Genomic DNA, 24,187 nt, shown 5'->3' with positions numbered 1-24,187 from the left:
GTCAGGATGTCTACAGTCAGCGTCTCGCCGTTTTTGCTCAATACCGTGCAAAAACCCGCGCGTTACATCGGCGGCGAATACAACAGCATCGTCAAAGATCACCGTCAGATGGCGGTGTCGGTGGCGCTCGCGTTTCCCGATGTGTATGAGGTGGCGATGAGCCATGTCGGTTTGAAAATTTTATATGAAGTGATTAATCGAGAAGAAGATGCGGTCGCCGAGCGCGTCTATGCGCCGTGGCCGGATATGGAAGCGGCCATGCGTCAAAACGGGTTGCCGCTCTATACGTTGGAAACCAAAACGCCGGTGAAAGAATACGACGTTTTCGGTTTTACCTTGCAGTATGAAATGTCCTGCACGAATGTGTTGAATATGCTCGATTTGGCGGGATTGCCGATTTGGAGCGAAGAACGTACGGACGATATGCCGCTCGTGATCGCGGGTGGACCCTGCGTCTACAATCCGGAACCGCTCGCGCCGTTTATCGATGTCTTTTTTGTCGGTGAATCGGAAGAGTCGGTTGTCGAGCTGGTCGATGCCGTCAAAGCATGGAAAGCGGCGGGTCGTCCCGACGGACGGCGCGGCCTTTTGGAACGCATGGCGCAAATTTCGGGTAATTATGTGCCCGCGTTTTATGATGCGCATTACGATCGCGCGGGGAATTTCGTGCGGCTCGTGCCGAATACGGAGGCGGCGCCGGCCAAGGTGCGAAAACGCGTGGTGGAAAATGTGGACGCGCTGCCCGTGCCCTTGCACCCGATTTTGCCGCATATCGAGTCCGTGCACGATCGTGCCGTGCTCGAATTGTTTCGCGGCTGCACGCGCGGCTGTCGGTTTTGTCAGGCGGGCATGATTTATCGTCCGGTGCGAGAAAAAACGCAGGAGCAGTTGCTTGCGATCGCGCGCGAACTGATTAAAAACAGCGGCTATGATGAAATTTCGCTGATGTCGCTTTCCTCGGCCGACTATTCGCAGCTCGCCTCGCTGGTCGACGCGTTGTTCGCGGAATTCGCCGATCGCGGCGTGAGCATCAGCTTGCCGTCACTGCGCATCGACAGTTTTTCCGTCGATATCGCGAAAAAAGTGCAGCAGGTGCGCAAAAGCGGTCTGACGCTCGCTCCGGAGGCGGGCACGCAGCGCTTGCGCGATGTGATCAATAAAGGCGTGACGGAAGAAGATTTAATGCAAGCCTGCACCAACGCGTTTACGTCCGGCTGGAATCGCGTGAAACTTTACTTCATGCTGGGCTTGCCGACGGAAACCGATGAAGATTTAGCGGGCATCGCGGAACTCGGTTATCGCGTGAGCGATCTTTACCGATCGATCACGGGGCGCATGAACGCGCATGTGACGATCAGCGTGTCGAGTTTCGTGCCGAAGCCGTTCACGCCGTTCCAATGGTTCGGGCAAATTCCGAAAACGGAAATCGAACGGCGGCAACTGTATTTGAAAAGTCAAATCAAAAGCCGCAATATTCACTACCGCTACCACGATGCGCCGACCAGTTTGCTGGAAGCGGTCTTGGCGCGCGGTGATCGGCGCGTCGCGCAAGTCATTTACGCGGCGTGGAAGCAAGGCGCGAAATTTGACGGTTGGACGGATTGGTTCAAGCCGGAATACTGGGACAAAGCATTTCAGGAGACCGGTATCGATCCGCGTTACTATGCGGAGCGGCAACGTGATTTCAATGAGCCGTTGCCCTGGGAGCATATCGATTGCGGCGTGACGAAAGATTTTCTGCACCGCGAATGGCGACAGGGCGTGAACGCCGCGCTGACACACGATTGCCGTCGCCTCTCCTGCGCGGGTTGCGGCGTCTGCCCGCAGCTCGGCGTCAGCGTACTCGACGGAATGGAGGGAAATCGTGCCAAGACTACGTTTATCTATCGCGAAAGATGAGCCGTTGCGTTTTTTAGGGCATCTTGATTTCATGCGCTCGATGGAACGCGCGTTGCGCCGCTCCGATTTGCCGATCGCGTACTCGGAAGGCTTCCATGCGCATATGAAAGTCAGCTACGATTCCGCGCTCGCGGTCGGAGTGACGGCCGATCCGCTGTACATGGATGTTGAATTGAGCGAAGACGTGCCGGATGAAGACGCGGCGCGCGCGTTGGCGGCCGCATTGGCGCCGGGCGTGCGGTTGACGGCGGGCGCGTATATCGAACAGCGCGCGCCGAAACTGATGGCGTTGATTAATTATGAGCAATACAGAGTGACCGGTCCGCTCACAGCGGCGTTTACCGATGCGCAGTTGCAGGACGTTTTGACGCGCTTTAACACGGCGACGACGATTCCCTATACGAAAGTCACGCCGAAGAAAACGCGGCAACTCGATGTGCGCAACATTGTGCCCGAACCGTTGAGCGGCCGGATCGAAGACGATTTTGTAACCATTACGGTCGGCCTTTGGCGCACGCTTGCCGGCAGTATCAAACCGACGGAACTCTGGGAGATTTTGGCGAACGATTTCGCCTTGCCCGTTGCCGCGGGACAGTGCCTAGTGTCGCGCGTGAAGGTGGCGCGCCGTACAGAAGACGGCACGTATATTTTGCCGCTCGATGCGGCGGCGCAGGAAAAATTATGAGCCGCTTACTGGTGAATACGACTCCGCGGGAGACGATTATCGCGGTGACGCAGGGAAATGATCTGACGGATCTGGTGATTCAACCGACCGACGGGGAACCACTTTTGCATCGCATTTATAAAGGAGTCGTCAAAAATGTGGTCGCGGCGCTCGATGCAGCTTTTGTCGACATCGGTACCGGCGAAAACGGTTACTTGCCGCTTCTCGGCGGCAAATCGCGCGATCTCGAAGGACATAAAATCAGCGTCGGCGCGCGCGTGCTCGTGCAGGTGACGAAAGAAGCGCGCGGCACGAAAGGCCCGATGCTTACGACTAAACCCTCGCTGGCGGGACGGTATGCGGTGCTTTTAACCAAAGGCCGTTACGTCGGCGTTTCGAAACAAATACAGGAGGCGGCGGAACGGGAACGCTTGCGCGGACTCGTCGGCGCCCAATTAGGCTTGGGAGACGAGGCGTGCGGTTTTATTCTGCGGACAGCAGCACAAGGTGTGGATGCGGCGGAATTAACGCATGACCTCGCGTTCCTGCGGCGCACATGGGAAAGTATCCGGCGGCGGGCGAAGATCGCATCCGCGCCGGCGTGCCTTTATCGGGAGGCGGATATTGTGTTGCGCGCCGCGCGCGATTACGTGACGCCGTCGACCGAACAGATTATCACGAACGATCGCGCCGCGTATGAACGGCTTGTCGATTTGGTTTCCGAACAGCCGCAAGTGGAAGTGTCCTATGTCGCGGCGAATGATTTGCTGACGCAGCACGGCATTCAGGACGCGATCGCTCCGTTGCTCGAACGCCGCGTGGAGGTGGCGGGCGGCGCGTACATCGTGATTGATCCGACCGAAGCGCTGACCGCGATCGATGTCAATTCCGGAACATTTCGAAGCGGACACGGGCGGGACGATTTGGCGTTGCGCGTCAATCTCGCCGCGGCGCAGGAAGTGGCGCGACAGATTCGCTTGCGCAATATCGGCGGCATTATCATCGTTGATTTTATTGATATGCAGCGCAAAGAAGATCGCGAACTCGTGCTCACAGCATTGCGCGCGGCGGTCAAAGAAGATCGCGTGCGCACGACGGTCGTGGAAATGACGGCGCTCGGACTGGTCGAGATGACGCGTCACAAGACCGGACCCACGCTGCAGGAAAGTCGCTATATGCGTTGTCCGGAATGCGCGGGTACGGGGTACGTGATGACGGCCGCCGCGATCGTGGAACAAATCACCGAAGAGCTGCGGCAAAAGGCGCGGCAAGGATTGGCCGATCGCGTACTGGTGCAGGTGCATCCGACGGTCGCGGAGCATTTGCGGGAGGAAAATCTGGCGGCGCAATGGCAGGCCCGCTTTCATAAAGAATTTATCATCGCGACGCACCAACGGCCGTCGCGAACGCAGTACCAACTTGCGGCGGCGCCGCAGGAGGACTAGCGAAAGGAGTCAACATGCGTTTACGAAGAAAACCCTGGATCGATGAAGCGATTCTCGAGTACGCCGATTTTTTGTCGATCGGCTGGCCGGAAAATTGCCGCGGACGCTGGCAAGACATTTTCGCGCGCGGTGAACGCCCGCTGTGGGTCGAGCTCGGCACCGGCAAAGGACAATTTATTGCCGGCTTGGCGGCGCGGCACGAAGATGTGAACATCATCGGTATCGAGTTGCAGCGCGGCGTACTATACTATGCCGGACAGAAGGTAGCGGCGGCGGAGCTTGCCAATGTGCGCCTGGTTGAAGGTGATATCAGCGAACTGTTAGACGTGTTCGCGCCGGGCGAAGTGGATCGTTTTTATCTTAATTTTTGTGATCCGTGGCCGAAAGCGCGGCATGCCAAACGGCGGCTTACCCACCGCGGCTTTCTCGAAAAATATGCGACGCTCTTGGCGCCGCAGGGTGAAATCCATTTCAAGACGGACAATCACGATTTATTTTACTTTTCCATCGAAGAGTTTCAAGCGCTCGGTTGGACGCTGCGCGATGTGACGGACGATTTGCATCAAAATGAACCGGCGGAAAATGTCCGCACGGAATACGAACAGAAATTTTCCGCTAAAGGGCAACCGATTTATCGTTTGGTAGCGGTAGTTCCGGAGAGGAAAGGCCATGACGAAGAGAACGCGTAAGCAGAGCCGACGGAGCTTTTGGGGCGCGCTCGGCCACCGACTTCATCTGCGCAAGTTCGGCTACGGCGATTGGTTTTTCGTCGTGGTGCTGTTTTTGCTGATCGTAGGCACGGTGAATGTTTTCAGTTCCACTTTTTATATGAATTTGCGCAGTTCCGCGGGGATCGCCTCCGATCTGTTTCGCCATGCGTTGTTTTTAGCGCTCGGCGCAATTTGCGGCGCTTTGGTCTACCGATTTAATTATCAGAACCTGCGCAAGAGCATGACGCTGTGGATCGGGATCACAGTGCTGATGTTGCTCCTCGTGCAGGTGGCGGGACTGACCGTCAACGGAGCGCGCCGGTGGATCGCGCTGGGCGGATTTACGTTCCAACCGTCGGAAGTGGCGAAGCTCGTCGGCATTATGTGCACCGCCTCCGGTCTCGCGCTGCGTGTCGAGCGCGGCGAGCCGGTGCGGCTTTGGCAATCACTGGGTGGCGCGTTGGGGGCCGCCGGAAAACGGCAGTGGAAACGAATGAAGATCTTTCTTGCGGAATGGCAACCGCTGTTTTGGCCGTTGGTGTTCGGCGCGCTCATCTTTCTGCAGCCGGACTTCGGCACCGTGATTTTGGTCTTGGGCGTGCCGCTTCTGCTGTATTTTTTGGCGGGCTTGCCGCAGCTGGAAATTGTCGGTACGTTGATCGCGGCCGCGATCTTGTTCGTCGCGGGCGTTATCGCCGCGCCGTATCGCATGCAACGTCTTATCGCCTGGTATGATCCGTTCAGCTACGCGCGTGATCTCGGATACCAGGTCGTGCAAAGTATTATTGCCGTCGGTTCCGGCGGATTTTTGGGACAAGGTTTCGGGCAGGGCTTGAGTAAATTCGCGTACCTGCCGGAGCAACACACGGACTTCGCGTATGCGGTCTTCGCGCAGGAAGCCGGATTTTGGCTGGCGGTCTTTGTTCCGCTCGCTTTTCTCGCGCTTTTATTTACCGGCTTTAAAATCGCCGGCCGCGCGCGCGACCACTACAGTTCGTACTTGGTCTACGGACTGGTGACGTTGCTGGTCGGGCAAGGGTTGTACAATACCGCGATGACGCTCGGCGTCTTACCCGTCACGGGTGTGCCGCTGCCCTTTATCAGTTACGGCGGTTCCGCGATGGTCGTGAATTTGATTTCCGTCGGCATGATTTTGGGCGTGGAACGCAAAACCCGTGAGCTGGAGGAGCGGGAAGCGCATTGGGCCAAAGTTCGCGCGCTTTCGGAAGGAATCGCGCCGAATCGGCGCTGGCAGCCGCCGCGTTAAAAGTATTTGGCAAGCTTTTTAAAACTTGCTATACTGATGCGTAGTATCTCTTATTCAGTCCTGTGAGTCGGAGCAGGTCCGGCGCAACATCCGAAGCTCTCTGTGCACAGAGAGCTTTTTTCATGAAACGGGGAGACCAATGAAAAAATATGTGGACGTAGACGAGAAATTACCGATTTGGGAAACGTTGCCTCTGAGCATTCAGCATTTGTTCGCCATGTTCGGCGCGACGGTGCTCGTACCGTTTTTATTGAAGGTCGATCCTTCGATCGCGCTTTTGATGAACGGGATCGGCACGCTTTTGTACATGGCGATCTGTAAGGGGCGCTTACCCGCGTACCTCGGTTCGAGTTTTGCGTTTATCTCGCCGGTCACCCTGATCGTTTCCATGGGACTCGGTTACGGCGCCGCGCAGAGCGGCTTCATCGTTTTCGGTCTGTGTTTCGTCTTGCTGTCCTTTTTAGTGAAAAAGGTCGGTGTCGGCTGGATTGATACTTTGTTCCCGCCGGCGGCGATGGGCGCCATCGTTGCGATCATCGGTTTGGAATTAGCGCCGAGCGCGATGAATATGGCGGGACTGGTCGGCGACCCCGTTCCGGGGGTGGATCCGCAACTGGCCGTGATCGTTTCGATTTTCACTTTGGTCGTGACCATTTTGGTATCTTTATTCGGTCGCGGTTTTTTGGGCGTCATTCCCGTGCTGATGGGGGTGGTCGCGGGGTACATCCTTTCACTCTTTCTCGGTATCGTGAATGTGGACGCGATCACGGCGGCGCCGTGGTTTGCCGTGCCGACGCTGTATATGCCGGAATGGAACTGGCAGGCCATCATCATTATTTTGCCCGCGGTTTTTGTCGTTTTCGCCGAACATATCGGCCACCTTGTGGTGACGAGTCATGTCGTCGGCCGCGATTTGATGACGGATCCGGGATTGTCGCGTTCGCTTTTGGGCGACGGTCTCGCGAATATTCTCTCCGGTATCGTAGGGGCGACGCCGAATACGACGTACGGTGAAAACATCGGCGTCATGGCGATCACGCGCGTCTACAGCGTGTGGGTCATTCGCGGCGCGGCCATCATCGCCATTCTCTGCTCTTTCATCGGCAAAATTTCCGCGGTCATTCACGGCATACCGACCCCGGTCATGGGCGGCGTCTGCATCCTTCTCTTCGGTATCATCGCCACCACCGGTTTGCGCATGCTGATCGAACAGAAAGTGGATTATACGCAACCGGAAAATCTGATTTTAACCGCGGTCACGCTGATTACCGGCCTTTCCGGCGCGGTGTTGAACTTCGGTCCGTTCCACTTGAAGGGAATGGCGTTGGCGACGGTCGTCGCGATGGTGATTGCGATCGTTCTGCGCTTGTTCCGCGGCTTTCGTCCGCAAGAATAAATAAAAAACGCACTGCGGTGCGTTTTTTGTTGTCCGGAAATTTTCCCGGGCGCTGTTTATAACGGAGTCATATTCGCGCATAAAGCACGTAAAAGCGATGTTTTCAGGTCTTTGGTATAATACAGAAAAGGAGGCATTATTGATGCGAAAATTACCCGTTTTGACATTGGGATTGACCTTTGCCGTTGCCGCCGCGTTCGCGCAGGCGGGGCCGAGCAACCATAAACTCTTGCCGCCGTTACCGCCGTTGCCGCAACAACATGCAGAGGCCTACGCGCCGGTGGTCGTGGTCGCGCCGGAAGCGGTCGCGACGCCGTCTGCCGAAGCGGCTGCGGTGCAGGCGGATAATCAGATCCGTTGGGTCATGGCGGTCGACTTCATGACGGTCGAAGTCCGCATGGCGAAACCGCTTCCCGCGGACATGACACAGCCGGATGCCGTCGCGCTCGCGCAGCGGAATTTCCACATCAGCGATAACGTAAAAATTATTTCCGCGCCGTTGCCGGTGCCGGGCGAAGATAAGCTGTATCGCTTGCGTGTGGACGGGTTTGCACCCGAGACGCTGTACCGCATTCGCTATCAGGATGCGGAGGAACAGACATTCCGTACCTATCGCAATGATCGCGAAATGAGCGAACATTATAAAAACCGTTACGGCGACTTTTTCTAAGAAATAAAGGAAAAGCGCAGCGAACGGCGAAATAAGTCACTAACAGAATGCTTTGAGGAGGCGGTATCGTGAAAGATTATGCAGGTTCTCAGATTCGTAATGTGGCGGTCCTGTCGCACGACGGGGCAGGTAAAACAGCCGTGGTCGAAAATTTGCTCGCAACGACCGGAGCGATCGAAGGTGTCGGCACAGGTGCCGATAATAAACATGTTCTCGATTTTGAGCCCGAAGAAATCAAACGAAATGTCACGATTCAATTGGGGATCGCGCCCTGCGAATGGAAAGGTTACAAGCTGAATTTCATCGATACTCCGGGCTACGGTGAATTTTCCGGTGAAGTGCGGGCGGCCTTGCGCGCGTGCGACGGCATCCTCATCATCGTTTCCGCCGAATCGGGCGTCGAAGTGGACACGCAGCGCGCGTGGGATTACGGTGACGAACTGGCGCTGCCGCGGATGATTTTTATCAATAAAATGGACGCCGAACAGGCGAATTACGACAAGACCCTTGCCGAAATGCGCGAACGTTTCGGTAAAAGCGTCATGCCGTTGCACTTGCCGCTGGGGGAAGGCAAAGATTTCCACGGCATCATTGATATCGTGAAAATGAAAGCGACCGTTTGGGAAAACGGTCAGGAAACGGAAATCGACATTCCGGAAGAATGGCAGGCGCGCGCGTCGGAAGTACGCGACATGGCGATTGAAGCGGCCGCGGAAGGCGACGACATTCTACTGGAAAAATATTTGGATGGCGGCGAACTGACGGTCGAAGAAATTCGCCTCGGTTTGCGCGAAGGCATGAAGAGCGGTCGCGTTGTGCCGGTCATGATCGGCTCGGCGCTGGCGAAAATCGGCTTGGATAAAATGCTGGATCGCATTATCCGCTACATGCCGGACGCTTCCGCGCGCACGATGGAAGGCACGAATCCCAAGACGGAAACAAGCGTCACGGTGCATGCGGACAATCCGTTCAGCGCGTTTGTCTTCAAGACCGTCATCGATCCGTTTGCCGGTAAATTATCCTATATTCGGATTATCTCGGGCACGTTGCGGGAAGGCGACAAGCTGATCAACCAGACGCAGGATTTGACGGAACGATTTACGAAAATGTACACGACCGTCGGCAAACAGCAGATTCCGTTAGCGCAGGCGACGGCGGGCGACATCATCGCGATTCCCAAACTCGAAGCGAAAACGGGCGATACTTTCTCCGACGCGGGCTTCCCGGTTGTATATGAACCGGTGCGTTTCCCGAAATCGTTGTACATCGTAGCGGTCGAACCGGAAAGCAAAGGCGATGAAGAAAAACTCGCCGCCGGCTTGCTCCGGTTGGCGGAAGAAGACCCCACCTTTGTCACGCAAAAAGATCCGGAAACGCGGCAGACTTTGGTGTATTCAATGGGTGAAATTCATCTGCAGCATAATCTCGGCAAACTTGAACGCAAGTACGGCACTAAAGCGCGCGTTGTCGAGCCGAAAGTACCGTATCGGGAAACGATCCTGGGCAAGGCGGAAGGCGAAGGTAAACACAAGAAACAAAGCGGCGGTCATGGTCAATACGGTCACGTCTTCCTGCGCGTCGAACCGACGACGGAAGACTTTGAATTCGTTGATGACATTTTTGGCGGCGCCGTACCGCGTCAATATATTCCGGCGGTCGAAAAAGGCACGCGGGAAACCTTGGCGAAAGGCATGATCGCGGGCTATCCGATGATCGGCGTGCGCGTCACGCTCTACGACGGCTCGTATCACTCGGTCGACTCGTCGGAAATGGCGTTCAAAGTAGCGGCCTCGCTGGCGCTGCGCAAGATTATTCCGCAGGCGCAACCGATATTGTTGCAGCCGGTGTACAACGTGAACGTATTCGTGCCCGATGAATACATGGGCGCGATCGTCGGCGATCTTTCCGCGAAAGGCGGCCGGATCCTCGGCATGGAACCGGGCGAGCGCGGCGGCGAATCCGTGGTGCGCGCGCAGGTCGCGTTGGGCAAAATGTTCTCCTACGTGACGGAACTGCGTTCGCAAACGCAGGGGCGCGGCACGTTCAACATGGAATTTTACCAGTACGAACAGGTGCCGTTCCAAGAAGCGCAGGAAATCATCGACGCGTACACGGCAGAAAAAGAAGAATAAGAAACAAAAAAAGACCGCTGCGGCGGTCTTTTTTATTGGTTCATTTATTTTATTTGCGGTAAAAAGCACAGGAGAATAAAATCTGTCATGAAAAGCGTGTGCTGTCTGTCCTTGTCGGCGGTCAGTTTACCCCGTATAGTTGAGTAAAGAAACGGTAAATTTTTACGAAAAGGGGTAGTATTTATGCATCGACGTATGACCGTGGCGGCGCTGATGGCGGCCGCCGCATTGATTTGTTTTGTGTACCTGCGCATTGAGGTGCCGATGGCCTTCGGCCTGACCGGTAAAGTCTATTTCGGCTATACCTTTATTTTGATCGGAGCGTTACTCACCGGTCGTTGGTACGGCGCGCTCGCCGGCGCCGTCGGACTGACGATGGCAGATCTGCTGGCGGGTTATATAACGAGCGCGTTGCCGACGTTTCTGTCGTTTGCGGTGCTCGGATACCTGGCCGGCGCGGGTGCGGATTGGTGGCGAGCGCGCTACGGGGAAACGAAATGGATGGCGCTGACGGTTTCGGCGGTGGCGTTCACGATTTTCGCGGTGGTTGAGCCGTTGATTCGCTCGACATTCAAATATTTTGTGCTGGGCTATCCGTTCCCGATGGCGGTCGGTTCCGCCGGTAACGTATTCATTGCCAGCCTCCTGTGCGCGCCGGCGACATTTATTCTGTTGGCCGTTTTGTATCCCGCCGTGCGCCGCGCTTTGCCGGAATTGACACAGGCGCTGATTCGCGATCGCAGTAAAATGCAAAAAAGCGCCGCCGCGACGACACGTATCTGAAAAACATTTTTAACGTCCTCTTAAACGCTTTATGAAACGCGTGTGGTACGATGACATAAAGCGATGAGATCGCAAAAGGAGGATACTATGAAACGAATCGGTTGGTTAGTCATGGCCTTGCTGGTGGCGTTCGCCATGCCGGCGGTAGCGCAGGCGCAAGCTCTCGGCTACATAATGCAGCGCGCGCAGATCGTTGAAGTGAAAGACGGCGGCGTGCTGACGGTACAAGGTGAAAAGGAAAAAGCGCAAGTTCCGACGCAAGGTATTCGCGTCATGGATGCCGCGACGGGCGAATTCGTCGCGGCCGATAAAGTCGCGTGGAAAAAGGGGGACGATATCCAATTTTTCACGCGAGCTGCGGACAAAAAAGAGGCGGCTGAGAAGCCGGCCTTGCTGGTTGCGCATCCGGACAGCAAGTACGCGGTAGATTTGGATTATTTTGCGAAAAACGGCAGCGGCGCTCATGAACGTTTGGTACTCCTCAGCGTACCGGACAAAGTGACCGATCTTACGGGGCAGGCGGTTTCGACCAAGTATGTATTAGGAAATCCGCTGCTTGCGCTTTACACGACAGCGACGTTGAGCCTTCCTCCGCAGACGAATCCGGAAAAGGTTTGGATCTTCGGCAGAGTCACGATGGAGACGCCGGCCGACTCCGCGGACACGGCCAAAGCGGACGCAGACAAAATCGATCTCGGCACGGCGAAAACACTCGCTGACGGCACGCAAGTGTATGCCTTGCGCGACGCGTTGACGCAAGCGGGCGCCGACATCGGTTGGAATGATGCAACGCGCACTATCAGTGTGACGCGTGATGCTAAGGTCGTGGAAATCGTCTTGTATCCGGCGGCCGAACAGGCGCAAGTTATGGCGAACGGTGAAACCTCGACCGTCGATCACATTGTGGTGGAAGACGGTACGACCTATGCACCGGCGCAGGTTTTGGAAACCATTTGGCGGGCCTTGACGTCGGCAGACAAATAAAAAAACAGGCATGCAAAAAGCACCTCGCGCGAGGTGCTTTTTTATTATCTGAAAAGATAATTTTTTACTCTGACTTGGTAATGCGTTCCCCTTTATTTATTGTCCAACACGGCGCGCGGAATCGGATACGGATAGCCGTACACCAAATCCCAGCTGGCAAGAAAACCTTCGCGCAGCAATAAATTGTACGCGTCGGTATTGGCGAGATCGAGTCGGCCCCAAGGGGCATCTTCTTTGAGTTTGACGTAGACGCGATCCAGCGGCTCATTATTCATTTTGCGATACCAAATCCGATCGACACGCGCAATCGAGTTCGGATCGGTCACCGGTAAAACCGTCACCAGGTCGATGCGCCACATCACGCCTTCCGGCGTGAATTGCAAAAATTTCAGTGACGCGTTGTCCTGATAGACGACCACGTTATCATGGGCAACAACGAAAGGATATTCGGGATTTCCCTGCCAGGGCTCATTTGCCGCTTGCGCGCTTGCACCGACCCAAAGCAGCGCCGCCAGCACTACGCCCGTCCATTTTGAAAAATGACGCATAATATCTCCTTTTTGGCTATGAAAATTTGCTTTTTCTTTATTGTAACCTTACCCGTATGAAACGGCAAGTTCCGGTGCGAGCTGTCTGCCGGTGGTATAATACAAGTGAAGCCGCGTGATCTGTATTATTTGTCGCCCGGACGCGGCGCCGGTGGCGGCGGTTCACACAAAGGAGTGAAACGTATGGAGAAAATGGAAATGTTGCGTCAACTGACCGAGCAAATCGATATGGAAAAGGTACAGGACCTGTATCGCCGTTTTAAAGCCGGCGAAATCAATCAGGCGGATTACGAAGCGCAAGTTCGTTCCCTGGTTGAAACGGTCGGCGCGAAAGTAACCGGCGCGCCGCTCACGGAAGAACAGACGCAGGAAATGACGCAAATGGTTATCACATCGGGACAGCAACTTGGCGCCGCACTCGGTAACAACGAGACTTTGAACAAGTTAAAAGACTTTTTGCCCTAAAGGAAAGGGCTTATAATTTGCTCAGCAGTACCCCCCCTGAAAAACGCACGGCCGCGGCCGTGCGTTTTTGTGTGCTCATTTTTATAAATGAAAAAAGCGCGACATCGTCGCGCGTATCTTCATGGCGGAGAGGGTGGGATTTGAACCCACGAGACGGGGTTGCCGCCTACCTGATTTCGAGTCAGGCTCCTTCGGCCAGCTCGGACACCTCTCCCTATCGTTCGGCACATCTGCACCAAACGATAAAAATATTTTACCATAACGGTAAGAATCAAGTCAATTTTTGTTTCATGGCAGCGTAATACGGCCGCGCTTTCATTTGGCGTCAGCGCTTTTGGCGGCGCGGCGGGCGCGGAAGAAATCTTTCATTTTTTGCCGGCATTCATCTTCCAACACGCCGGCGCGAATTTCGACTTGGTGGTTAAGCGCGTCATGATCCGCAATGCGAAAGATGCTTTCAACACCGCCCGCTTTGCTGTCGGCGGCGCCGTAGACAAGCCGCTTGATGCGGCTGTTGACGATCGCGCCGGCGCACATCGGACACGGTTCAATCGTGACGTAGAGCGTGCAGTCGGAAAGCCGCCAGCGTTGCAAGTTTTTGCAAGCTTCCCGCAGCGCGATCATTTCCGCGTGCGCGGTGGCGTCGGGAATGGATTCGCGCAAGTTGTAACCGCTGCCGACCACCTTGCCGTCACACACGACAATCGCGCCGATGGGGATTTCTCCGACGGCGGCGGCGCGATCCGCGAGCGCCAGCGCTTGACGCATAAACTGTTCGTCGCTCAAAGCAGTCCTCCCAAAGGCAGTACATACAACTGAATGGCAAGCCACTGCAGGATGCTTCCCGCCAACACGCAGACGTGCCAGATAACGTGCTGGTAAGGAAGCTTTTGCCAGAGATAAAAAATACTTCCCAATGTATAGACGACGCCGCCGGCGAGCAATAAATGAATCGCGGCGGGCGGCAGGGTCGCGGTCAGATCCGGCCACATGACGACGGCGAGCCAGCCCATCGCCAGGTATAAAAGCGTGGAGATCGTTTTGAAACGCCCCGCGTAAAAGACTTTGAAAACGATCCCGACGATGGCGATCCCCCAAATGACAATACTCCAGGTAAAACCGCCGCGGTTATGCAGCGCGATCCACAAAAACGGCGTGTACGAGCCGGCGATCATCAGATAAATCGCGGCATGGTCAAAGCGTCGTGCCACTTTGCGAGCCAACGGCGCGGCGAATAAACTGTGATACACGGTGCTGGCGGTGTACAACAGGATCGCGCACAGACCGTACACCCAAAGTGCGGCGTGCGCAAGCGGTGCGGCGTGGAACTGCCAAAGCGACCAAACGCCGAGTCCGAGCGCGATAATACTTATGATGATGCCGAGCGCATGAGTGACAATATTACCGATTTCCGCGCGAAGTTCACGTGTCATGGAAACCTCCGCCAAAAACTGTGCCTTCCGAAGGTATATGCTGCCGCCAGCGAGGCGCTGTCGGCACCATCGTTACTCGTCAAAAACGACTTGGTTATTCGTAAAGGCTTTAATTTTTACGAGCGAATGTAAATCGTAACCGGCCTCGCGCAGCAGTCGGCCGCCCGGCTGAAAGCTTTTTTCGATTACGATGCCGATGCCGGCGACCTTGGAGCCGGAGGACTCGACCAGGCGCGCCAGGCCGAAGCTCGCTTCCCCGCGCGCGAGAAAATCATCGACAATCAGCACCGATTCTCCGGCGGGTAAAAATTCTTTGGAGACGGTCACATGGTAATCGGTGTTTTTCGTGTACGAATGAATTTTCGTCACATAGAGTTCATCGCTGAACGCGCTTTGCTTTTGCTTTCTGGCGAAGACGACGGGACAATGCAATTCGTACGCGGTCGCGAGCGCCACCGCGATGCCGCTGGCTTCGATCGTCAAAATGCGCGTGATATTGCTTTGCGCGAACTGCGCCGCCATGCGCACGCCGATTTCCCGATAGATATCGGGATCGAGTTGCTGATTGATGAAGCTGTCGACCTTCAAAATGCGGTTATCAATGATGCGCCCTTCGGTTTGAATTTTTGTTTCTAACTGGTTCATGCTGACCTCTTTTCGCTACGTTGGTGACGCGTGCTGACTACACGTGACAGGATATTAATTTAAATTATCACAAAATAAAAAAAGTCCGTCAAGTTGTCGGCGCCTGACATGACAAAGAAGTCTGGAAACAAAAGGATGAAGTGCGTTTTAAACATTAGAAAAGGCTCAAAAATGGCGCGTCTTTGCGAGGTTTTTACCAAAGAGTGCTAAAATATAGACAAAGACAAGTACAAGTACGTTTCCCAATGGTGACGATCCTGTGAGACCGTATTCCCGGTGAGGAGGGACTTTGATGAAACGAACGAAAAAAACATTAGTATCGATGTTGACGCTTCTTTGCGTCGCGGGCAGCGCGTTTGCCGCGGATTACTATGATGTCCGTGCGTTTTCCGTAGTCGATCAGACGGGCAGCCTGTCGGTCCGTGACCGCGTGCACTTGAACCGCGCGGCGCGTCCGTATGCGGGCGGTCGCATTTCCGAACGCGATATGAATCGTTTGGAAGACGAGCTCGAAAGGTATCTGGATTCCGCTTACGGTCGCGATGTGTATGACGTCGCTGCGGCGGATCGGACGCGCTCGGGTCGATTGGATCTGTATGTACGTTACGATGATAACCGGCGTGCGCATGCGAAAGATCAGAACGCGCCCGCGTACATGATTCTTGAATTTGAAGATGAAACGAATTCGCTGACGGAAACGCAGCGTTCCGACATTCGCGGTTTGCTCGGTCGCTACACGGCCGGCGACACGACCGCAAAACTTGCGGAACAGGCGCGTCAATCCGTCCAGCATTATTTGGATCGCGCTTATGGCAGCCGCCACTACCGCGTGGAAACGAAGTGGCTCTCGAGCAATGCGTATCGGGTCATCGTGCGGGGCGACAAAAACTACCAAGACACGCAGCGGGAATATTACTTCTCTGCCAACTATAATTTGCGTGATTTCTCCGGCCAATTGACGCACCGCGATCAATGGCTCATCGCGGAACGTATTCAGGACGCGACCGACGGTCTGAGGACGGGCGCCAATGAAGACCGCTTCGCGCGCCGTTATGCCGCAGCGGCTAAACAGGCCGTCGCAGAATACCTGGACCAAACGTACGGCCGCGATCGTTTCGATGTCGATGTGGTGCGCGTGCAGACCGGGCATAAAAATCGCTTCGAATTCCGTATTGATGTGAAAGCCAAACAAGGCGATCGGCAGAAAGTCGATGTCATTTTTGAATTGCGCGATCGCACGTCGGATTTGACAAATCGCGATCGCAGTGAAATTCGTCGCATCTTGGACAGCTACGCGACAGGTCGGGATGCGGAGCGGCTGGCGCAGCACGCGGCGGCCGATGTGGAACGTTACTTGGAACGTGCGTACGGCTATCGGGCCTACGACGTCAGTTACGAACGCGTGAATGCGCATGTCTATCGCATCGAAATCGCAAGTGATCGTGCGGACGACCGTCGCCCGGAATGGTTGGAAGACGGTGTCGGTCGAATCATTTGGGATATCCTGGAAGGCGTCGACGGATGGCCGGGACGCGGTCGCGCGGACGACTGAACGGAAAAAGGCCGGTGCTAAGCGGTCGCTTGAAAACGATATGTTTGCTTTTAACGGAAGGAATATTTGACGCTTTTTGGTACGAAACGTATAATGAAAGTAGCAGGAGGTCTGTCCAGTTGTTGGAAAATGGATCGCGTTGGCGGTCCGCCGAAACGAAATTTTATTCCACTGACAGACGTACAAAGGAGGCAGCAAGATGAAAAAGACATTACTCGCAATGGCTGCATTGGCAGCAATCAGCGGCAGCGTATTGGCCGCGGCCAACGCTCAGGTACCGGCTACGCCGGTCGCGCAAGGGGTACACCCGTGTGCCGCGGGTCAGACCATCAACGGTTATACCGACGGTCAGGCGTATTACAATGAACACTGCGTGCGCATGGGTAAATACATGCACGGTTACACCGACGGTCAGGCGTATTACAATGAACACTGCGTGCGCATGGGCCAATACATGCAGGCGAACGCTCGTTAGTTCGATTAATGAAAGAAGTAGAAGGTCTGTCCGGTTCTTGGAAAATGGATCGCATTGGCGATCAGTCGAAAGAATTTTATTCCAGCGACAGACGAACAAAGGAGGCAGCAAGATGAAAAAGACATTACTCGCAATGGCTGCATTGGCAGCAATCAGCGGCAGCGTATTGGCCGCGGACAACGCTCCGGCACAGGTTACGCCGGCGGCGCAAGGCGTACAACCGTATGCCGCAGGGCAAACCATGAACGGTTATACCGACGGTCAGGCGTATTACAATGAACACGGCGTACGCATGGGCCAGTACATGCAGGCGGACGCTCGTTACTTTGATCCGGATGCCAGACCGATGACGGACAAGATGGCGGAAAACAAAGATCTTTATCCGAACGTGCCGCCGCAGGTAGCGCCGCAAGAAAAACAAGACAAGAACGTTAAAGAGGAAGTAAAACCGGAAGTAAAACCGATGGCAAAAGGCGTACAGCCGTATGCCCCCGGTCAAACCATGAACGGTTATACCGACGGTCAGGCGTATTACAATGAACACGGCGTACGCATGGGCCAATACATGCAGGCGGACGCTCGTTACTTCGATCCGGACGCCCGCCCGATGACGGACAAGATGGCGGAAAACAAAGATATGTATCCGAACATGCCGCCGCAGGTAGCGCCGGAAAAAAAGCAGGAGAACTCCGAAAAAAACAAGTAATTCCGGCGGCGAAAGGCGTACCGCCGCGCCAAGCCGGTGAAACGCCGAACGGTTACACCGACGGTCGCGCCTACTACAATGAGTACGGCGTGCGCATGGGCCAGTACATGCAAGCCGATGCCAACTATTTTAACGGCGCTTACGACGCGCAAATTGTACCGCCGCAACCCGATTCGCGCGGCGTGTTCGTGGACTGCACGAAACGTCTGAGCGCGCAGGATCAGAAAGAGTTGCGTGGCTATTTTGAAGGCTACCGGCCGCAAGAGGCTTGTGAAGCGGCGGCGAAATATTTGGCGCAGAAATACGGCGAGCATGTATTTGAAGTCGTATTCGTCACGTCGGATAACGGCAAGGCTCAGTATCGGGTGATGGTCGGGCGTAACTACTTGAAGCATCGTCTGAATACAAAGGCTGCGAAAGAACAGCAATAACAAATAAAAAACGGCTCCGCAAGGAGCTGTTTTTTTGTGCCGCATTTTGCGACTTGTTTATCTGTAAAAATAGATCAGGTCCTCGGCTAAAAGTAAAACATTTTTACGCCAATGCTTCCGGTCAAAATGATATTCCGGGAGTGTTCCGACTGGCGCGTCGGATATCGGAAAACTCGTCTGCGCAAATTTTCTTTAATTTATTTTTGAGTCAAAAATAGCTCAACAAGAGTGAATATTTGACGATTTTTGTACAAAAATGTATAATAAAAGTATACAATGTATTAATGTGAGCAGCAGAAGTCTGTCCGTTGTTTGCAATTGATCGTCCCTGCGATCAGCTGAAAGTTTTATATTACAGTGACAGACATTGCCAAAGGAGGCTGGAAGATGAGAAAAACAGCGTTAGCATTAACCGTATTGGCGGCCATAGGCGCAAGCGCCATGGCGACGAACTATTACGATGTTGATATGTATTATCTCCGTGACCAGAGCAAGACGCTGACCGTAGAAGATAAGCAACACACCGGTGATCTTGCGGTACCCTACTTGGGACGCGGCGTCAGTGAAGGCGCGGTGGATCAGGCGGTAGCTGATATTCAGAATTTCTTGAACCAAAAATATGGGGAAGGTCAATACTTTGTTTATACGGATAAAGATGTGAGTGACCACCACATGAATATTTACGTTACCAAAGATGCTAACCAGGTTCCGGCTCAACCGGCTCCGGCACAACCGACCGTAGCGCCCGCTCCGACGGAACCGGCTGCAGTGCCCGCGTCGACCGTATTGGCTGACGGCGGTATCGTCTTGCAGTTGACGGACTTCACGAAGGAAATGGCCGCGGCCGATCGTGAACAGATCACGGCGATTCTCGGCAACTATACGTACGGTGACAGCGCCGCTAACTTGGCGGAACGTGCGGAAGACGCCGTTGAACATTACTTGGGTCAGAAATACGGCGAAGACTTCTATGATGTCGACGTGAAGAAACTGGAAGACGGCGCTTACGACGTTCAGATCAAAGCTGACGATCATTATAAATCGCCGGGCGCGGCAGTCGCTCCGGCGCAATCGAACGTAGCACCGGCCACGGCGAGCATCGTTTTGCAGCTGACGGACTTCACGAAGGAAATGGCCGCGGCTGATCGTGAACAGATCACGGCGATTCTCGGCAACTATACGTACGGTGACAGCGCCGCTAATTTGGCGAAACGTGCGGAAGATGCCGTTGAGCATTACCTGGATCAGAAATACGGCAACGACTTCTATGATGTCGACGTGAAGAAACTGGAAAACGGCGCATATGATGTACAGATCAAAGCTGACGATCATTATAAATCGCCGGGCGCGGCAGTCGCTCCGGCGCAACCGACCGCGCCGGCCGCCGCATTCGTATATGAATTGACGGACTTCACGAGCCAAATGACCGACACTGACCGTAATAACATTACGCATATCCTGAATCAGTATGTCGCCGGCGACACGGCGGCTAACCTTGTGGAAAAAGCTCGCAATGAAGTGCAACACTATTTGAACCAAACGTACGGTGAGGAAACGTACAAAGCCGCCGTTAATCGTTTGGAAACGAATGCGTATCGGATGGAAATTCGCATGGGTTCGAGTTTTATCGAACGGCAGGTAGCGGCGGAACAACCGGCCGCCGTCAAAGATCATACGGTCCTGGAACTGATGGATTACACGAAAGCGTTGCCGGCGGAAGACCGCGCGGCGATCACGGAAATTCTCGGTAAATACACGTATGGCGCGACCCCCGATTCGCTTTCCGATCAGGCGGAAAACGCGGTGGAATACTACCTCGATCAGAAATACGGCGAAGATGTATATGATGTCGATCGCGTATCCCTGGGAGAAAACGCATTCCGCATCGAAGTCAAAGCCGATAAAAATTACGGTAAATAAGGAATGAAAAAAGCGGCCTCTTGTGAGGTCGCTTTTTATTTTGCGCGGCTGGGGAATTTCTTGACGCTGTTCTTTTTTTTGCGTATAATGGTTTAAACCTATTTTTGACAGAAGACAATGAACGAGACGGCATATATCAGCAGACCATAGAGAGCTCGGGGCGGTGGAAGCCGAGCGGATGCGATAGGTGCGGATCACTCGGGAGTCGCGAATGCCGCAAGTGTTCGCCGGTCGCACCGTTATCGCGCTTGAGCGGTCAGCAATGACCAGTAGGGTGGTACCGCGGGAAACAACGTTCTCGTCCCTTAGGGATGAGGCGTTTTTTTATTACAGGGAGGACGCTATGGATTACGGGAAAACATTACATTTGCCGCAAACGGAATTTCCGATGCGTGGCAACTTGCCGAAACGGGAACCGCAATGGCTGGATTTTTGGCAGGAACATGATATTTATAAAAAACGGTTAGCGCAACGGGAAGGCGCGGAGTCATTCGTGTTGCATGACGGCCCGCCGTACGCCAACGGCTACCTGCACATCGGTCACGCGATGAATAAAACGCTGAAAGATATCATCATGAAATACAAAACGATGCGCGGCTACTACACGCCGTATCGTCCGGGCTGGGATACGCACGGCTTGCCGATTGAACACGCCGTCATCAAAAACACGGGTCTCAATCGCGCGGAAATGTCGCCGTTGGAATTGCGCGCTAAATGTCTCGCCTACGCGAAAGAATTTATCGAAATTCAAAAGAAAGACTTCATTCGTTTCGGCGTCATGGGCGATTGGGATCGTCCGTATTTGACGTTCGATCCGAAATTGGAAGATCGTGAACTCGCCGTATTCGGTGAGATGGCGAAAAAAGGTTACATTTATAAAGGCCGCAAAACCGTGTACTGGTGTCCGGTGTGTGAAACGGCGCTGGCGGAAGCGGAAATCGAATACGCGGATAAAAAATCGTTTTCGATCTTCGTCAAATTCCCGCTGATCGACGCGCGCGGATTCCTGCCGGAAGGCGCGAACGAAGACAATGCGTTCTGCGTCATTTGGACGACGACGCCGTGGACCTTGCCGGCCAATATGGCGATCGCCATGCATCCGGAAATTGACTACGTCTGGATCAAGGCGGGAGAAGAGTACTACCTGATGGCGCAGGATCTGGTGGAATCCGCGCTGGGTGCGTGCAAAATCGCCGACTACGAAGTGGTCAGCGAACCGAAGAAGGGACAGGAACTGGAAGGCATGGTCTTCCATCATCCGTTCCTCGAACGCACGTCGTCCGTGATCTTGGGTGAGCACGTCACGCTTGACGCCGGCACGGGTTGCGTCCACACCGCGCCGGGCCACGGTGTCGAAGACTTTGAAGTCGGCAAAAAGTACGGCTTGGACATTCTCTCGCCGGTTGACGACAAGGGCAACCTTACCGCCGAGGCGGGCGAAGATCTCGCCGGCTTAAATGTTTTGGACGGCGCCGATGTGGCGGTCATCAAAAAACTCGCGCATGCCGGCAAGCTTCTCGGCAAGAGCACGTTGCATCACCAATTCGCCCACTGCTGGCGCAGTAAAAATCCGGTGATCTATCGGGCGACGGAACAATGGTTCGCCTCTGTCGATGATTTCCGCGACGACGCGTTAAAAGCCGTCAACGATACGGAATTTATCCCGAGCTGGGGCCGGGAACGCCTCTACAACATGGTCGCCGATCGCCAGGACTGGTGCATCTCGCGCCAACGCGTTTGGGGCGTGCCGATTCCGATTTTCTATTGCAACGATTGCCATGAAGCCGTCATCACCGATGAAACGATGGCGACCGTTCGCGCCAAAGTGCGGGAAGAAGGCACAGACGCCTGGTGGAAATACGAGGCGAAAGATCTGTTGCCGGAAAATTTTGCCTGTCCGCATTGCGGCGGTCATGAGTTTACCAAAGAATCGAACATCATGGACGTGTGGTTCGATTCCGGATCGACTTGGAGCGGCGTGCTCGAACAGGAGGATTCGGAGTTGTACCCGGCCTCGATGTACCTTGAAGGCAGTGACCAGCATCGCGGCTGGTTCCAGTCGTCTTTGCTGACGTCGGTCGCCGTCAACGGACACGCGCCGTATAAAACAGTCTTGACGCACGGCTTTACGATGGACGGCGAAGGCCGCAAGATGAGTAAGTCGCTCGGCAATACGGTGGCGCCGCAGGAAATCATCAACCAATTCGGCGCGGACGTGATGCGTCTTTGGGTATCCAGCGCGGACTACCAGAGCGATGTGCGCTTGTCGCCGAAAATCGTCAAGCAGATGAGCGATGTGTATCGCAAAATCCGTAACACGTTCCGTTTCCTGCTCGGTAACCTGAGCGATTTCCGACCGGGTGTCGACGACGTGGCGTATGAACAACTGGAAGAAATCGATCGCTGGGCGCTTTTGCGTTTGGAAGAAGTGCGTGAAAAAGTGACGCAGGCGTATGAGAACTATGAATTCCATGTGATGTACCACGTCATTCATAACTATTGCACGGTCGATCTCTCCGCGATGTATCTCGACATCGTCAAAGATCGTCTGTACGCGGAAACGGCGACCTCCGTGACGCGTCGCGCCGCGCAGACAGTGCTTTATCAAATCCTGCAAACGCTCGTGCGCCTGATCGCGCCGGTACTGAGCTTCACCGCCGAAGAAATTTGGCAGGCGATGCCGGCGGTCGACGCTAAAGCGGAAAGCGTGCACCTGACCGATTGGCCGGAAGCGGCGGCGGAACATCGCGATGCCGAACTCGGTCAACGCTGGGAAAAACGTCTCACCTTGCGCACGGATATCTTAAAAGCGCTGGAAGCGGCGCGCCAAGATAAAGTCATCGGTCATCCGCTCGATGCCAAAGTCGTCCTGCACGCCGCCGGCGAAACGTATGACGAACTGATGCGGATCGTCGACGACCTCGCGGCACTCGCCATCGTTTCGGAAGTCGAAGTCGTTGAAGGCACGGCAGGCGCTGCCGGCATGAAAGCCGAAACGACGCCGGATCTTATTTGTGAAATTCAAAAATCAACGGCCCCGAAATGTGAACGTTGCTGGATCCACAGCGAAACCGTCGGGGACTCGGCGGAGCATCCGACCGTATGCGCGCGTTGCGCTCGCGTGCTTGCCGAAGAATCCGTTCAGGAATAAATAAAAAACACCTCGCCAAGCGAGGTGTTTTTTGCCGGTTGATTGTGTTTTATTTTTTGCCCGCCGAAATGTTTTGAACCGTTTTCAGAGAGGCGATCAGTACGCGAATGTAATCATCCAAATGGTTCGGGTAAATGTAGGCGAGGCCCGGTCCTTCGGATCGATTGGAATGGAGGATCAGCGGATACTCGAGGGACGCGAAAAGCTGGAGCGTTTTGATTTGCAAAAGCGCTTGATCACGCACGCCGGTGTATTCGGAAATCGTCCGCAGAATCGGATCCCAGCAACGGTCATGCAGTAAGTTGGTGTAGATGAAATACGTATTCTGATGGTCTTCGGTCGGCGAATACGAAATCGAGCGGTACAGCGCCGGGTGAATATTCGCTAAGCGGAAGTAATTGCGCATAAACGAAAATAATCGATCTTCCGGAGCGACGTCCCCTTTTTCCAAGTAGTGAACAATATTTTCGAAATTGTCCATCAAATAGTCAATGGCCGCGCCGATTAATTCATCTTTCGAACCGAAATAGTAGCGGATCGAAGCGATATTCACGCCGGCGCGTTCGGAAATGGCGCGGACGGTCGCTTGCTTAAAGCCCTGTTCGCGGATAATGCGCGCGGTCTCCTGGATCATACGGTCGCGAACTCGTAAGCCTTTGCCTGTTAATTTGCGATTCATAATACGTCTCCTCACACGGCTGTCCGTAAAAAATCAACTGGCCGTAACTCATGAACAACGAAATGAGAAAATGAAATGCAGTGAAAAATCAGCGTTTATAACGATCATTTGTTTACATGTATTTTAGCAAAGCGTTAATCTTACTGCAACTTTCGACGGATAAAGCAAAAAAATTATAGCCGACGGTCGGAAGGCTGTCAAGCGCGTTTGCAGCTCGTCGGCGTTTCCGCTA

The 24,187-nt window shown here is 54.4% G+C and carries 22 protein-coding genes and 1 tRNA gene; 17 read left to right on the top strand and 6 right to left on the bottom strand.

Features of this window, described 5'->3' with window-relative positions:
• The first annotated feature begins 6 nt into the window (after nucleotides 1–6).
• The 10 genes from HNR45_RS04055 (at nucleotide 7) to HNR45_RS04010 (ending at nucleotide 11,950) form a co-directional block, all read left to right on the top strand.
• Nucleotides 7–1,899 carry a TIGR03960 family B12-binding radical SAM protein gene (locus HNR45_RS04055; RefSeq protein ID WP_159822736.1) on the top strand — a complete coding sequence of 631 codons (1,893 nt, stop codon included), beginning with the start codon at nucleotides 7–9 and terminating at the stop codon, nucleotides 1,897–1,899.
• Complete coding sequence (locus HNR45_RS04050) at nucleotides 1,865–2,584, top strand: TIGR03936 family radical SAM-associated protein (protein WP_159822735.1); 720 nt, start codon at nucleotides 1,865–1,867, stop codon at nucleotides 2,582–2,584. The genes HNR45_RS04055 and HNR45_RS04050 overlap by 35 nt, the downstream gene beginning before the upstream one ends.
• Nucleotides 2,581–4,008, top strand: coding sequence for an Rne/Rng family ribonuclease (locus HNR45_RS04045; RefSeq protein ID WP_159822734.1), 1,428 nt, complete (start codon nucleotides 2,581–2,583; stop codon nucleotides 4,006–4,008). Before HNR45_RS04050 ends, HNR45_RS04045 begins: the two co-directional genes overlap by 4 nt.
• Nucleotides 4,009–4,022: 14 nt before the next feature.
• Complete coding sequence (trmB, locus tag HNR45_RS04040) at nucleotides 4,023–4,697, top strand: tRNA (guanosine(46)-N7)-methyltransferase TrmB (protein ID WP_159822733.1); 675 nt, start codon at nucleotides 4,023–4,025, stop codon at nucleotides 4,695–4,697.
• Nucleotides 4,678–5,985 (top strand): FtsW/RodA/SpoVE family cell cycle protein, encoded by a 1,308-nt coding sequence (locus tag HNR45_RS04035; RefSeq protein WP_159822732.1) that lies wholly within the window; start codon nucleotides 4,678–4,680, stop codon nucleotides 5,983–5,985. Before trmB ends, HNR45_RS04035 begins: the two co-directional genes overlap by 20 nt.
• A gap of 139 nt (nucleotides 5,986–6,124) precedes the next feature.
• Nucleotides 6,125–7,381 (top strand): uracil permease, encoded by a 1,257-nt coding sequence (gene uraA, locus HNR45_RS04030; RefSeq protein ID WP_159822731.1) that lies wholly within the window; start codon nucleotides 6,125–6,127, stop codon nucleotides 7,379–7,381.
• Between the two features lie 142 nt (nucleotides 7,382–7,523).
• On the top strand, nucleotides 7,524–8,051 hold the full coding sequence (locus tag HNR45_RS04025) for a hypothetical protein (RefSeq protein WP_159822730.1): 528 nt from the start codon (nucleotides 7,524–7,526) through the stop codon (nucleotides 8,049–8,051).
• A gap of 68 nt (nucleotides 8,052–8,119) precedes the next feature.
• Entirely contained in the window at nucleotides 8,120–10,183 is a 2,064-nt protein-coding gene (gene fusA / locus HNR45_RS04020) for an elongation factor G (RefSeq protein WP_159822729.1), read from the top strand.
• Nucleotides 10,184–10,366: 183 nt separating this feature from the next.
• Nucleotides 10,367–10,966 carry an ECF transporter S component gene (locus HNR45_RS04015; protein ID WP_024048283.1) on the top strand — a complete coding sequence of 200 codons (600 nt, stop codon included), beginning with the start codon at nucleotides 10,367–10,369 and terminating at the stop codon, nucleotides 10,964–10,966.
• Between the two features lie 87 nt (nucleotides 10,967–11,053).
• Nucleotides 11,054–11,950, top strand: coding sequence for a stalk domain-containing protein (locus HNR45_RS04010; protein WP_034437058.1), 897 nt, complete (start codon nucleotides 11,054–11,056; stop codon nucleotides 11,948–11,950).
• 92 nt (nucleotides 11,951–12,042) lie between these two features.
• Here HNR45_RS04010 and HNR45_RS04005 read toward each other — a convergent pair whose 3' ends face one another.
• Complete coding sequence (locus tag HNR45_RS04005) at nucleotides 12,043–12,498, bottom strand: hypothetical protein (RefSeq protein ID WP_024048286.1); 456 nt, start codon at nucleotides 12,496–12,498, stop codon at nucleotides 12,043–12,045.
• Between the two features lie 183 nt (nucleotides 12,499–12,681).
• On the opposite strand from HNR45_RS04005, the gene HNR45_RS04000 reads away from it, so the two are divergent.
• Nucleotides 12,682–12,963, top strand: coding sequence for a stage VI sporulation protein F (locus HNR45_RS04000; protein ID WP_024048287.1), 282 nt, complete (start codon nucleotides 12,682–12,684; stop codon nucleotides 12,961–12,963).
• Between the two features lie 122 nt (nucleotides 12,964–13,085).
• Here HNR45_RS04000 and HNR45_RS03995 read toward each other — a convergent pair.
• From HNR45_RS03995 to HNR45_RS03980, 4 genes are all read right to left on the bottom strand, one after another.
• A tRNA-Ser gene (locus HNR45_RS03995) sits at nucleotides 13,086–13,177 on the bottom strand.
• 101 nt (nucleotides 13,178–13,278) lie between these two features.
• Nucleotides 13,279–13,749: a tRNA adenosine(34) deaminase TadA gene (gene tadA / locus HNR45_RS03990; protein WP_159822728.1), complete on the bottom strand. Its 471-nt coding sequence runs from the start codon at nucleotides 13,747–13,749 to the stop codon at nucleotides 13,279–13,281.
• Nucleotides 13,746–14,396, bottom strand: coding sequence for a PAQR family membrane homeostasis protein TrhA (gene trhA / locus HNR45_RS03985; protein ID WP_159822727.1), 651 nt, complete (start codon nucleotides 14,394–14,396; stop codon nucleotides 13,746–13,748). The genes tadA and trhA overlap by 4 nt, the downstream gene beginning before the upstream one ends.
• Nucleotides 14,397–14,468: 72 nt before the next feature.
• A complete protein-coding gene (locus tag HNR45_RS03980; protein ID WP_159822726.1) occupies nucleotides 14,469–15,041 on the bottom strand; it encodes a xanthine phosphoribosyltransferase in 573 nt (190 codons plus the stop codon).
• Nucleotides 15,042–15,333: 292 nt separating this feature from the next.
• Here HNR45_RS03980 and HNR45_RS03975 point away from each other — a divergent pair, with 292 nt between their 5' ends.
• The 6 genes from HNR45_RS03975 to ileS all read left to right on the top strand — a co-directional run bounded on the left by HNR45_RS03975 (nucleotide 15,334) and on the right by ileS (nucleotide 23,276).
• Entirely contained in the window at nucleotides 15,334–16,593 is a 1,260-nt protein-coding gene (locus HNR45_RS03975) for a hypothetical protein (RefSeq protein ID WP_159822725.1), read from the top strand.
• A 199-nt stretch (nucleotides 16,594–16,792) separates the two neighbouring features.
• The gene (locus HNR45_RS03970) at nucleotides 16,793–17,068 is read left to right on the top strand and encodes a hypothetical protein (protein ID WP_034437050.1); all 276 of its coding nucleotides are present in this window, start codon (nucleotides 16,793–16,795) and stop codon (nucleotides 17,066–17,068) included.
• 112 nt (nucleotides 17,069–17,180) lie between these two features.
• Complete coding sequence (locus HNR45_RS03965) at nucleotides 17,181–17,774, top strand: hypothetical protein (RefSeq protein ID WP_159822724.1); 594 nt, start codon at nucleotides 17,181–17,183, stop codon at nucleotides 17,772–17,774.
• A gap of 89 nt (nucleotides 17,775–17,863) precedes the next feature.
• The gene (locus HNR45_RS03960; RefSeq protein WP_159822722.1) at nucleotides 17,864–18,205 is read left to right on the top strand and encodes a hypothetical protein; all 342 of its coding nucleotides are present in this window, start codon (nucleotides 17,864–17,866) and stop codon (nucleotides 18,203–18,205) included.
• Nucleotides 18,206–18,592: 387 nt separating this feature from the next.
• A complete protein-coding gene (locus HNR45_RS03955) occupies nucleotides 18,593–20,125 on the top strand; it encodes a hypothetical protein (protein ID WP_159822720.1) in 1,533 nt (510 codons plus the stop codon).
• Between the two features lie 343 nt (nucleotides 20,126–20,468).
• On the top strand, nucleotides 20,469–23,276 hold the full coding sequence (ileS, locus tag HNR45_RS03950) for an isoleucine--tRNA ligase (RefSeq protein WP_159822718.1): 2,808 nt from the start codon (nucleotides 20,469–20,471) through the stop codon (nucleotides 23,274–23,276).
• A 49-nt stretch (nucleotides 23,277–23,325) separates the two neighbouring features.
• Here the strand turns inward: ileS and HNR45_RS03945 are convergent, their stop codons facing one another.
• Nucleotides 23,326–23,955, bottom strand: a complete 630-nt coding sequence (locus HNR45_RS03945; RefSeq protein WP_024048053.1) for a TetR/AcrR family transcriptional regulator — start codon at nucleotides 23,953–23,955, stop codon at nucleotides 23,326–23,328.
• Nucleotides 23,956–24,187: the final 232 nt, after the last annotated feature.

This window comes from Negativicoccus succinicivorans (genome assembly GCF_014207605.1).
Lineage (GTDB): Bacteria > Bacillota > Negativicutes > Veillonellales > Negativicoccaceae > Negativicoccus > Negativicoccus succinicivorans.
Note: the sequence above shows the minus strand (reverse complement) of the source record. Positions and strands in the feature narration are given on the sequence as shown.

Excerpts from the sequence above, each read along its gene's own strand:
- HNR45_RS04055 (WP_159822736.1), top strand. The coding sequence starts at position 7 with ATGTCTACAGTCAGCGTCTCGCCGTTTTTGCTCAATACCGTGCAAAAA.
- HNR45_RS04045 (WP_159822734.1), top strand. The coding sequence starts at position 2,581 with ATGAGCCGCTTACTGGTGAATACGACTCCGCGGGAGACGATTATCGCG.
- trmB (WP_159822733.1), top strand. The coding sequence starts at position 4,023 with ATGCGTTTACGAAGAAAACCCTGGATCGATGAAGCGATTCTCGAGTAC.
- HNR45_RS04035 (WP_159822732.1), top strand. The coding sequence starts at position 4,678 with ATGACGAAGAGAACGCGTAAGCAGAGCCGACGGAGCTTTTGGGGCGCG.
- uraA (WP_159822731.1), top strand. The coding sequence starts at position 6,125 with ATGAAAAAATATGTGGACGTAGACGAGAAATTACCGATTTGGGAAACG.
- HNR45_RS04025 (WP_159822730.1), top strand. The coding sequence starts at position 7,524 with ATGCGAAAATTACCCGTTTTGACATTGGGATTGACCTTTGCCGTTGCC.
- HNR45_RS04015 (WP_024048283.1), top strand. The coding sequence starts at position 10,367 with ATGCATCGACGTATGACCGTGGCGGCGCTGATGGCGGCCGCCGCATTG.
- HNR45_RS04010 (WP_034437058.1), top strand. The coding sequence starts at position 11,054 with ATGAAACGAATCGGTTGGTTAGTCATGGCCTTGCTGGTGGCGTTCGCC.
- HNR45_RS04005 (WP_024048286.1), bottom strand. The coding sequence starts at position 12,498 with ATGCGTCATTTTTCAAAATGGACGGGCGTAGTGCTGGCGGCGCTGCTT.
- HNR45_RS04000 (WP_024048287.1), top strand. The coding sequence starts at position 12,682 with ATGGAGAAAATGGAAATGTTGCGTCAACTGACCGAGCAAATCGATATG.
- trhA (WP_159822727.1), bottom strand. The coding sequence starts at position 14,396 with ATGACACGTGAACTTCGCGCGGAAATCGGTAATATTGTCACTCATGCG.
- HNR45_RS03980 (WP_159822726.1), bottom strand. The coding sequence starts at position 15,041 with ATGAACCAGTTAGAAACAAAAATTCAAACCGAAGGGCGCATCATTGAT.
- HNR45_RS03975 (WP_159822725.1), top strand. The coding sequence starts at position 15,334 with ATGAAACGAACGAAAAAAACATTAGTATCGATGTTGACGCTTCTTTGC.
- HNR45_RS03970 (WP_034437050.1), top strand. The coding sequence starts at position 16,793 with ATGAAAAAGACATTACTCGCAATGGCTGCATTGGCAGCAATCAGCGGC.
- HNR45_RS03965 (WP_159822724.1), top strand. The coding sequence starts at position 17,181 with ATGAAAAAGACATTACTCGCAATGGCTGCATTGGCAGCAATCAGCGGC.
- HNR45_RS03955 (WP_159822720.1), top strand. The coding sequence starts at position 18,593 with ATGAGAAAAACAGCGTTAGCATTAACCGTATTGGCGGCCATAGGCGCA.
- ileS (WP_159822718.1), top strand. The coding sequence starts at position 20,469 with ATGGATTACGGGAAAACATTACATTTGCCGCAAACGGAATTTCCGATG.
- HNR45_RS03945 (WP_024048053.1), bottom strand. The coding sequence starts at position 23,955 with ATGAATCGCAAATTAACAGGCAAAGGCTTACGAGTTCGCGACCGTATG.